The sequence below is a fragment of the Sphingorhabdus sp. genome, from assembly GCF_046596595.1.
In the GTDB taxonomy this organism is placed as follows: Bacteria; Pseudomonadota; Alphaproteobacteria; order Sphingomonadales; family Sphingomonadaceae; genus Sphingorhabdus_B.
Genome location: NZ_JBKJMB010000016.1, coordinates 1 through 9,410 on the forward strand (window position 1 = coordinate 1; position 9,410 = coordinate 9,410).

Here is a 9,410-nt window from a genome sequence, read left to right on the forward strand (position 1 = left end):
CAAAATGCTGTCCGGCAATGGCGTTGCCCACACATCGATTAAACCATCGGCCACCCATATTTGATTGTTCAGCAATCTTGCCAAAACCGGGGGTTTATATTGGGTCAGGTTTACAAGCGCGATGAAGCCGTTGCCGTCGGACAATTCCAACCATTCGGCATTCGCACCTGAAGTTGCCTGAACCGTTCCGGTCACTTGCGAACCACGCGGCAATTTTCCCAAAACAGTACTGCCCGAGGTTGTTGGTTTGTCGCGGATATTGGCATCGATCATAGCGAAGAATATCTGAGCATCGGGGCGAGCGCCATCAGGCGCCTCCGTCGCGGGAATGTCCGCACTTTTTTGCAAATCATCGGCAATAAACAGCCAAAAATACAAAGCGCCCAAGGCCAGCAGCCCCACGATGATCGCCGCCGGCATGCGCCAAGCTCGGTTGTTACCAGATTTGGCGGGTTTTTTGGCGCTAGCGCTGCTCTTCAAAGAATGGCCACAATTGGCGCAATAAGCCGCGTTGCTTGCGTGCACTGACCCGCACGATGCGCAAGTTTTTCCCATTGCCATCCTTCCTATACTATCCCGGGGGATAAGCGCTGGAAAGGCTGTTGAAAAGGGGTGGAAAAGTTAAAATTCTAAGCTTCGAGTTGGCGAAGCAACGCGCGGACGTCATTGTCCATGTCACTGTCCTGCTGACGCAACCCTTCAACCAAGCGCACGGCGTGAATGACCGTGCTATGGTCACGGCCACCGAACTTGCGTCCAATTTCGGGATAGCTGCGCGGTGTCATGACCTTAGCGAGATACATCGCAACCTGCCGTGGCCGAACCACTGCGCGGGCGCGACGCTTCGATGACATCTCGCTTCGATCGATGCGGTAATATTCGCATACAGCGCGCTGGATTTCGTCAATGGTGATCCGGCGGCGGCATGCGCTCAAAATGTCCTTGAGCTGCTCTTCCGCAAGCGTCCGGGTGACAGGCTTGCCCGTCAATTGTGCATAAGCGAGCAGCTTGTTCAGGCCGCCTTCCAATTCGCGGACATTCCGGCTGATGGTACGGGCAAGAAATTCAACCACATCTTCCCCAACCTGAGCTTCAGGCATGTTGGCGAGGCGCTGCTGCAGGATCAAGCGGCGGAGTTCCAGATCGGCTGGCTGGATATCGGCGACAAGGCCCATGGAGAGGCGCGACAATATCCGCTGGTCTACCCCGTCCAGCGCCTGAGGTGCGCGGTCGGCCGACACGACCAAGCGTTTCCCTGCGCCAATGATCGCATCAATTGTGTGCAGAAACTCTTCTTGAGTCGAAACTTTGCCAATGATGAACTGGATATCGTCGATCAGCAGGACATCTACGGCGCGCAATCTGGCCTTGAACTCCATGACTTCCTTGCGCCGCATCGCGGTCACAAATTCCATCATAAACTTTTCGGCCGACATGTACAAAATCTGTGCGTTTGGATTTACCTCGGCATATGCATGACCAATGGCATGCATCAAATGCGTTTTGCCCTGCCCCGTTGCAGCCTGAAGATAGAGCGGGTTGAACAACGGCTTGTCTTTCGACGCGACACGTTCAGCAGCGCTGAGCGCCAGAACATTGGTCTGCCCTTTTACAAAATTGGCAAAAGTCATACGCGGGTCAAGTGAAGAACGCGCAGGGAGCGCTTCGTTCGCCTCTTGGGCAACGGCCCGTTCCGCATTGGTTGAAGCGCGCAACAATTCAACGCGCGGTGCACCCGGGCGCGTCCGGATTTTCAGCTGTTTGACGCTATTGTTTGTGCTTGCCCACGCAAGACGCAAGCGGTCGGCATAATGGTCCGAAACCCAGCTGGCGGAAAAATCCGACGGCAACAAAAGCTCAAGCGTGCCGGTCAGGTCACAATAGTCACCCAAGGAAATCGAGCGAATCCACTGGCCATAAATTTGCGCGCCCAGATCGCGGCGCAAACCGGAAGAGATATTGTGCCAATCGGCCTCAAGCCGCGCGTTTACCATTGAAGCGTCATGTGCGCTTGCCGATGGACTCATTTTTATGTGCGATACTGATTTGCCTTCGGCCAACGTGCCTGCCCCCATTTTCCACCCCATCCAGTACTACATAACCGCAGGCTATATACCGCGCAGGGAGCGAACAGAGTTTGGCCAAGCATTTGTCGCCAAATGCAGCCAACGCCACGTTCCAATTCTCCATGTGAGGCACTGCCCGACTGTCGTCATGCGTTGCTGGAAACAGTTTCTTAGACCCCAAGAAACGAGTCGATCAAGTGCACCACTGCAAAAAAACTGAAATAAATGCCATTGACTCGGCGCGACCCGAGCAATTGCGTTGGTTAATTACTAACATTATGAATTTGCTTAATTTTTGAGTCAATTTTGAATTGTAAACGCGCCGAATCGCGGGAAATCCTCACCCTTCGGCTTTATGACAATATCAAAGAAAAACCCGCCGTGGTCGCGGCGGGTTTCAAATCGGAGCAGCTGGATGATCCAGCCCTGGACATCGGCCTTAAGCGAGACCGCCGACCGCCTTTGTGAGGCGACCAAATTTGCGCGATGCTGTGTTTTTGTGGAGGACGCCCTTGGAAACGCCGCGCGCCAGTTCAGGCTGCGCTGCGGCAAGTGCAGCGGCAGCCGCGGTCTTGTCGCCAAGTTCAATCGCCGATTCGACCTTCTTGATGAAAGTGCGGATGCGGGAAACGCGCGAACCGTTCACTTCAGTACGACGCGCGTTGCGACGGATACGCTTTTTTGCTTGCGGCGTATTGGCCATTTTTGTCCTCGAATTTCAATATTTGTGAAGGCGTGCCTTGCGATACGCCCGTTGAAGGAGCGGCCCTTAACCCTGCTTTACAGATTCGTCAACCGCATATTGCCGCATTATCGCTGGCATTTCGGGCAATAGAAAGTCGAGCGCCCCGAATCCACACGGCGTAATATGACAGATCCGCAGCCGCAAGTTTGCCCCTCCCGGCCATAGACCCGCCAGTCCTTGGCAAAATAGCCAAGTTCGCCGTCGGGTGCGGCAAAATCGCGCAAGGTTGATCCGCCAGCCGCAATCGCCGCTGCCAGCACGTCCTTGATAGCGATGACGAGCCGACTGAGGCGTGCCTTGCTGATGGTGTTGGAGGCAACGCGGGGGTCAATGCCGGCCATATGTAGCGCTTCACAGGCATAGATGTTGCCAAGCCCTGCAACAATATTCTGATTCAGCAACATGGCCTTGATTGGCGCCTTGCGAGCGAGAAGCGCGGTTTGCAGCACCCGCGTATCAAAGTCGTCAGATAGCGGCTCGGGACCCATTTGCGCGAAAAACCGGTAATCCGGCAAATGGGCCGAATCGATAATGTCCAGTGACCCAAATCGCCTATGGTCATTAAGCGCAACGACCCGGCCACTCGCGGTTTCCAAAATAAAGTGGTCGTGCTTTTCGATTTCGACAGGATCCACGCGCCACCGACCCGACATGCCAAGGTGAAATATCAAAACATCCTGACGGTCAGTGTAAATCAGTCCATATTTGGCGCGGCGGCCAAGCGTTTCTATGCGCGCGCCGGTCAGACGTTGACGCAGATCAGGCGGTAGCGGCCAGCGCAGGTCCGCACGGCGCGGTTCAGCGCGGACGATAAGTGCGCCTTCAAGCACCGACCTCAGGCCGGAGACGGTTGTTTCTACTTCGGGTAATTCGGGCATATGATTTTGCACCTAACAGCCTTTGCGGCTGGCGCAACAATCGGCTAGAGGCACGATGATGAACGACACCGTTTCCTTCGGCTACGAGCAGGTTAGCCCCGATGAAAAGACTCAGCGCGTTGGCGACGTCTTTTCCAATGTTGCGCGCAAATATGACATCATGAACGACGCCATGTCGGGTGGCATGCATCGTTTGTGGAAGGATAGTTTTGTGCGCCGTGTCAAACCGCGTGCAGGCGAGGATATCCTCGATATGGCAGGCGGCACTGGTGACATTGCCTTTCGCATGGAGAAATCTGGCGCACAGGTCACCGTATCCGACATCAACGAGGACATGTTGGATGTCGGTATGGATCGGGCGATGAAGCGCGGCATTGATAGCCTGATCTGGTCGACGCAAAATGCCGAGACTTTGACTTTCCCCGATGCGCATTTCGATGCGTACACGATTGCTTTTGGCATCCGCAACGTAACCGACATTCCCAAGGCATTACGCGAGGCGCATCGAGTGCTGCGTTATGGCGGCCGGTTTTTCTGCCTCGAATTCTCAACCGTCGAATGGCCTGGCCTTGCGCAAATCTACGATCTCTATTCCGATAAGCTTGTTCCAAAACTGGGCAAGGCAATCGCAGGCGACGAAGACAGCTATCGCTATCTGGTCGAATCCATCCGCCGCTTTCCCGACATGCAGAATTTCAAGCGCATGATTGGTGAGGCAGGATTTGTGCAAACCAAAGTCGAACCGATCATGGGTGGTTTGGTCGCCATACATAGCGGCTGGAAGGTTTAACACCGAAGCTGATGACTCGTCCTGCAACCCACATTCTCCGCTTGCTCAAATGGGGCCGCATCCTGGCGCGCCATGGCGCATTGCGCGCGATTGAAGCCGACCGTAACACACCGCCTCAGGTCAAACGGCTTTGCCGCATCGCGCGCTTTGGCACGATGCAGCCGAAGGTTCCGGATTATGCGGGGGCTTTTCGCGCCATCGGCCCTGCCGCAATCAAACTTGGACAAACGCTCGCAACCCGGCCCGATATCATCGGTGAAGAGGCTGCGCATAATCTGCTGATGCTTCAGGACCAGTTGCCTCCTGCCCCGTTTGACCTTGTCTATGCGCAGATTGACACCAGCCTGAACAAGCCGGCTGCCTTGTTATTCGAATATATCGACCCAGTGCCAGTCGGCGCAGCGTCGATTGCGCAAGTGCATCGTGCGCGCACGACAGACGGCAAGGATGTTGCGATAAAGGTGCTTCGGCCCGGCATTCGCGAACAATTTGGCCGCGATATCGAAACCTATGAATGGGCAGCCGCGCATCTGGAAGCGCTTGGCGGCGAGGCTGCGCGTTTACGTCCGCAACTGGTGGTCGCCAATCTCAAACGATGGACCTTGCGCGAACTTGATTTGCGCCGGGAAGCGGCAAGCGCGTCGGAATTGAAAGAAGCAATGGTCGGCGTCGAAGGCTATGATATTCCGACTATTGACTGGGACCGGACGTCAGGTCGCGTGCTCACACTTGAGTGGGTCGACGGCGTCAAGATTTCGGACATCGATGCGCTGAAAGCGGCTGGCCATGATCTGAACAAGATGGCCGAAAAGCTTGTCCTCACCTTTTTGCGCCAGGCGATTTCGGAAGGCTTTTTTCATGCCGACATGCACCAGGGCAATTTGTTCGTGCGCGCCGATGGTACGATTGTCGCGATCGATTTTGGGATCATGGGCCGCATCAACCGGCAAGCGCGTTTCTGGCTGGCCGAGATCCTCTACGGTTTGACCACGGGCAATTATAAGCGTGTCGCCGAAATTCATTTTGAGGCGCAATATGTGCCGAGCTATCATAATGTAGACGAATTCGCGACCGCGCTACGCGCTGTGGGCGAGCCGACACGTGGCAAGCCAGTGAGCGAGTTGTCGGTCGGGGAAATGCTCGACAGCCTGTTTGCGATCACCCGCGATTTCGATATGCAGACCCAGCCACATTTGCTGTTGCTGCAAAAGACAATGGTCATGGTCGAAGGCATTGCGACGTCGCTGAATCCAAGCATTAACATGTGGGATGTCGCCGCGCCTTATGTGCGGGACTGGATCCGCGGCGAATTGGGGCCTGAGGCGATGCTCGCTGACGGCATACGCAAACAGGCCGAAACGTTGCAGATGATCCCCGACCTCATCCGCCGTTTAGACGAACAACTACCACGCAAGGGCGGCGCGCCCGAACCGCCTCCCTTGCCCCCAGTACAGCTCATTTGGGAACGTAACGGGCAGAGCAATACTGGACGCTACATTGTCGTCGCTGCACTAGCTGGAGCCTTGGGCGCCGCAGCAACGTGGGCGGCGGGTTTGAGCTAATGGCTTCCAAACGAATCCTCCTGATCGTGACCGGCGGCATTGCGGCGTATAAGTCGCTCGAGCTTGTCCGCTTGCTGAAGCGTCAGGGCATAGCGGTACGTGCGGTAATGACCAAAAGCGCGGCCGAGTTTGTTACGCCCTTGTCGATGGCAGTGATGACTGAAGATCAGGTCTATGGCCACATGTTCGACCTGAAAGAAGAAAGCGAAATCGGGCATATCCAGTTGAGCCGTCAGGCCGACTTAATCGTGATTTGCCCTGCGACGGCCAATATTTTGGCAAAAATGGCGGCTGGCATCGCGGATGATTTGGCGACAACGATCCTACTTGCCACCGACAAGCCAGTGCTTGCGGTTCCTGCCATGAACGTGCGGATGTGGAACCATCCGGCAACACAGCGCAATCTGGCGCAATTGCGCAGTGACGGCGTCCACATCATGCAACCTGATGAGGGCGCAATGGCGTGCGGCGAATTTGGCCCCGGCCGCTTGCCCGAGCCGCCTGTCGTCGCAGAGCAAATCTGCGCCATGTTGGGGCAGCATTTTGATGCAGCGTTGACATCGGGGCGTGCGCCGACAACCTTGGCAAGCACCTCGCCGCTTGATGCGCAGCCCGACTTTGCCGATGTCCAACACCGGCCATTGTTCGGCCAGCGCGTGCTGGTCACCGCTGGCCCAACGCATGAGGCAATTGATCCCGTGCGCTACATCGCCAACCGCTCATCGGGGCGTCAGGGTTTTGCCATAGCTGCGGCTGCTGCCGATATGGGCGCTGAAGTTACGCTTGTCGCCGGTCCAGTCCATCTTGCAACACCGCCGGGCGTCCTGCGCATTGATGTCGAAACCGCGCTTGAAATGCAGGCCGAAGTTGAGAAAGCCCTGCCCGTTGACGCTGCCATCATGGTTGCGGCGGTGGCGGATTGGCGCGCAGCTCACGCCCCCGACCAGAAGATCAAGAAAGACCATTCGGGCATCCCCGCGCTCGCGTTAACCGAAAATCCTGACATTCTTGCAAGTCTTGCCAAGCATAAGCTTCGGCCAAAGCTGCTAGTTGGATTTGCAGCGGAGACCGAGAAAATAGTGGAACATGCGCAAGCCAAGCTCGCCAAAAAAGGGTGCGACTGGATTGTAGCTAACGACGTGTCCGGCGATGTGATGGGGGGCGAAAACAATGCCTTCCATATCGTCACCAACAACGGCGTCGAAAGCTGGCCGGAAAGTCCGAAGGACATTATTGCGCGCAAGCTGATGGAGAAGATTGCAGATGCCCTCGCCAAGGACTGAAGTTCGCGTCAAGCGCCTGAACCACGGTGCGGGTCTGCCGACACCTGACTATGCGACATCGGGGGCAGCAGGGATGGATATTTGCGCCGCTGAAACCCTAAACCTGCGCGTCGGCAGACGCCATGCAGTGGCAACTGGTTTTGCCTTTGCCATCCCCGAAGGATTTGAAATTCAGGTCCGCCCCCGCTCGGGCCTTGCGCTCAAGCACGGGATTACCTGCCTGAACACACCAGGCACCATAGACAGCGACTATCGCGGCGAAGTGAAGGTTATTTTGGCCAATTTGGGTGAAGATGATTTTATGATCAACAAGGGCGACCGGATTGCGCAAATCGTGCTTGCGCCCGTCACCATGGCCGCCATGGTCGAGGTTGAGGATATTGACAGCACCGTTCGCGGGACCGGGGGTTTTGGTTCCACGGGGGTATGACCCTAAGGGACCAACAGCTTGACCGATATGCCCGGCACATTGTGTTGCGCGATATTGGCGGCGCAGGACAGACCAAATTATTGTCCAGCCATGTGCTTTTGATCGGTGCTGGCGGCATCGGGTGTCCGGCCATCCAATATCTCGCGGCAGCAGGTGTAGGCACCATTACTGTTGTCGACGATGATGTCGTTTCTCTTTCTAATCTTCAGCGGCAAATTCTCTACAGTGAAGGCGACATTGGTACCGCCAAAGTCGATGCCGCTGGTGCAGCGGTTGCGCGGTTGAACCCTGATGTGACGTTCTTCGGCCGCAAGCAACGCATTGACCGCTCTACTACGGCGGATATGATTGCGGGCGTTGATGTCGTCATCGACGGCTGCGATAATTTTGCCACGCGGCTTATCGTCAACGACCTTTGCCTATCCGCCAAAGTGCCGTTGGTCAGCGCCGCGATTGGCCAGTTTCATGGACAGATCGGCACCTTTACCGGATGGCTGCCCGATGCGCCATGCTATCGCTGCTTCGTCGGCGACGCGCACGACCCCGATGACTGCGACGACTGCGCCACGCAGGGCGTTCTGGGGGCGATGTGTGGGCTTATGGGGTCGTTTGCCGCAATGGAGGCCATGCGTGCGCTGGCGGGCTTCGGAGAGGCGCAGAAGGGCAAGCTTCACCTGTTCGACGGCCTGACCCCGTCGATGCGCACCATTAGATTGCCTAAAGACCCGGCTTGCTCAAGTTGCGGCAAGTCAGCCAGCTAACATTTCGGCCACCCAGGCAGGCACGAGTTCAGTCGCGGGGCCATGTCGTGATTCTTCGAACCACGAACTGCCGTGCGACGGTTCAAGGTTCAGCTCCAGCGTGCGGATACCCTTTTGCCGTGCTTCACGCACCAGGCCAGCGGCTGGATACACCGCGCCCGATGTGCCAATGCTGACGAACAGGTCCGCGCGGTTCAGCGCATGGTAAATTTCATCCATCCGATACGGCATTTCGCCAAACCAGACGATGTCGGGCCGCAACTGACCCTTTATACCGCAAGACGGACAAGCAGGCCGGTCAATCAACGTTCCGCGCCACGGGTGACGTGCATCGCACGCACTGCACCACGCGTTCAGATGTTCGCCATGCATATGTAACAAGCGCTTTGTCCCTGCCCTTTCGTGCAGGTCGTCGACATTCTGGGTCACCAGCAACAAATTTCCAGACCACGCAGAATCGAGGTGTGCCAATGCGCGATGCGCGGCATTTGGTTCTACCTGCTGAATGCGTTCGCGCCGCATATCGTAAAACCGCAACACAAGGTCCGGGTCGCGCGCAAATGCCTCAGGCGTCGCAACATCCTCAACCTTGTGCTGTTCCCACAGCCCACCAGCACTGCGGAACGTGTCAATGCCGCTCTCCGCGCTGACGCCGGCCCCAGTCAGGATCAGGATGTTTTTGCTTTCTCGGTTCACATTCATTCCTTCATCGTCATCCTGAAGCAAGCGGCGTGCACAGCACAACTTGTGTCGACTACTTAATATAGTAAGACCCGGAAACAAGTTCAGGGTGAAGATTATGAAAATCGGTATCATTGGCAGCGCTGGGCGCATGGGTCAGGCTTTAGCTGAAGCAATCAGAACGGACGGTCACGACCTAGCAGGTGGCGTTGAC

Annotated in this window: 10 protein-coding genes and 1 pseudogene; 6 read left to right on the forward strand and 5 right to left on the reverse strand. The window is 56.3% G+C overall.

Features of this window, described 5'->3' with window-relative positions:
* From ACLL9E_RS01540 to mutM, 4 genes are all read right to left on the reverse strand, one after another.
* The coding region (locus ACLL9E_RS01540) for a hypothetical protein (protein ID WP_411289984.1) at nucleotides 1–420 on the reverse strand (420 nt) is incomplete at its 3' end.
* Between the two features lie 209 nt (nucleotides 421–629).
* Nucleotides 630–2,027, reverse strand: coding sequence for a chromosomal replication initiator protein DnaA (gene dnaA, locus ACLL9E_RS01545; RefSeq protein ID WP_411289992.1), 1,398 nt, complete (start codon nucleotides 2,025–2,027; stop codon nucleotides 630–632).
* A 478-nt stretch (nucleotides 2,028–2,505) separates the two neighbouring features.
* Nucleotides 2,506–2,769 (reverse strand): 30S ribosomal protein S20, encoded by a 264-nt coding sequence (rpsT, locus tag ACLL9E_RS01550; protein WP_411289985.1) that lies wholly within the window; start codon nucleotides 2,767–2,769, stop codon nucleotides 2,506–2,508.
* A 107-nt stretch (nucleotides 2,770–2,876) separates the two neighbouring features.
* Complete coding sequence (gene mutM, locus ACLL9E_RS01555; protein ID WP_411289986.1) at nucleotides 2,877–3,689, reverse strand: bifunctional DNA-formamidopyrimidine glycosylase/DNA-(apurinic or apyrimidinic site) lyase; 813 nt, start codon at nucleotides 3,687–3,689, stop codon at nucleotides 2,877–2,879.
* Nucleotides 3,690–3,747: 58 nt separating this feature from the next.
* On the opposite strand from mutM, the gene ACLL9E_RS01560 reads away from it, so the two are divergent.
* The 5 genes from ACLL9E_RS01560 to ACLL9E_RS01580 are packed head-to-tail and all read left to right on the forward strand — an operon-like array spanning nucleotide 3,748 to nucleotide 8,515.
* Nucleotides 3,748–4,479 carry a class I SAM-dependent methyltransferase gene (locus ACLL9E_RS01560; protein ID WP_411289993.1) on the forward strand — a complete coding sequence of 244 codons (732 nt, stop codon included), beginning with the start codon at nucleotides 3,748–3,750 and terminating at the stop codon, nucleotides 4,477–4,479.
* Nucleotides 4,480–4,490: 11 nt separating this feature from the next.
* The gene (ubiB, locus tag ACLL9E_RS01565) at nucleotides 4,491–6,041 is read left to right on the forward strand and encodes a 2-polyprenylphenol 6-hydroxylase (protein WP_411289987.1); all 1,551 of its coding nucleotides are present in this window, start codon (nucleotides 4,491–4,493) and stop codon (nucleotides 6,039–6,041) included.
* The gene (locus tag ACLL9E_RS01570; protein ID WP_411289988.1) at nucleotides 6,041–7,324 is read left to right on the forward strand and encodes a bifunctional phosphopantothenoylcysteine decarboxylase/phosphopantothenate synthase; all 1,284 of its coding nucleotides are present in this window, start codon (nucleotides 6,041–6,043) and stop codon (nucleotides 7,322–7,324) included. Before ubiB ends, ACLL9E_RS01570 begins: the two co-directional genes overlap by 1 nt.
* The gene (gene dut, locus ACLL9E_RS01575) at nucleotides 7,305–7,754 is read left to right on the forward strand and encodes a dUTP diphosphatase (protein WP_411289989.1); all 450 of its coding nucleotides are present in this window, start codon (nucleotides 7,305–7,307) and stop codon (nucleotides 7,752–7,754) included. Before ACLL9E_RS01570 ends, dut begins: the two co-directional genes overlap by 20 nt.
* A complete protein-coding gene (locus tag ACLL9E_RS01580; protein WP_411289990.1) occupies nucleotides 7,751–8,515 on the forward strand; it encodes a HesA/MoeB/ThiF family protein in 765 nt (254 codons plus the stop codon). Before dut ends, ACLL9E_RS01580 begins: the two co-directional genes overlap by 4 nt.
* Here ACLL9E_RS01580 and ACLL9E_RS01585 read toward each other — a convergent pair.
* The gene (locus tag ACLL9E_RS01585; RefSeq protein ID WP_411289991.1) at nucleotides 8,504–9,211 is read right to left on the reverse strand and encodes an NAD-dependent deacylase; all 708 of its coding nucleotides are present in this window, start codon (nucleotides 9,209–9,211) and stop codon (nucleotides 8,504–8,506) included. The genes ACLL9E_RS01580 and ACLL9E_RS01585 overlap by 12 nt on opposite strands.
* 100 nt (nucleotides 9,212–9,311) lie before the next feature.
* On the opposite strand from ACLL9E_RS01585, the pseudogene ACLL9E_RS01590 reads away from it, so the two are divergent.
* A pseudogene (locus ACLL9E_RS01590) lies at nucleotides 9,312–9,410 on the forward strand (4-hydroxy-tetrahydrodipicolinate reductase); the annotation flags it as partial.

Excerpts from the sequence above, each read along its gene's own strand:
- dnaA (WP_411289992.1), bottom strand. The coding sequence starts at position 2,027 with ATGAGTCCATCGGCAAGCGCACATGACGCTTCAATGGTAAACGCGCGG.
- rpsT (WP_411289985.1), bottom strand. The coding sequence starts at position 2,769 with ATGGCCAATACGCCGCAAGCAAAAAAGCGTATCCGTCGCAACGCGCGT.
- mutM (WP_411289986.1), bottom strand. The coding sequence starts at position 3,689 with ATGCCCGAATTACCCGAAGTAGAAACAACCGTCTCCGGCCTGAGGTCG.
- ACLL9E_RS01560 (WP_411289993.1), top strand. The coding sequence starts at position 3,748 with ATGAACGACACCGTTTCCTTCGGCTACGAGCAGGTTAGCCCCGATGAA.
- ubiB (WP_411289987.1), top strand. The coding sequence starts at position 4,491 with ATGACTCGTCCTGCAACCCACATTCTCCGCTTGCTCAAATGGGGCCGC.
- ACLL9E_RS01570 (WP_411289988.1), top strand. The coding sequence starts at position 6,041 with ATGGCTTCCAAACGAATCCTCCTGATCGTGACCGGCGGCATTGCGGCG.
- dut (WP_411289989.1), top strand. The coding sequence starts at position 7,305 with ATGCCCTCGCCAAGGACTGAAGTTCGCGTCAAGCGCCTGAACCACGGT.
- ACLL9E_RS01580 (WP_411289990.1), top strand. The coding sequence starts at position 7,751 with ATGACCCTAAGGGACCAACAGCTTGACCGATATGCCCGGCACATTGTG.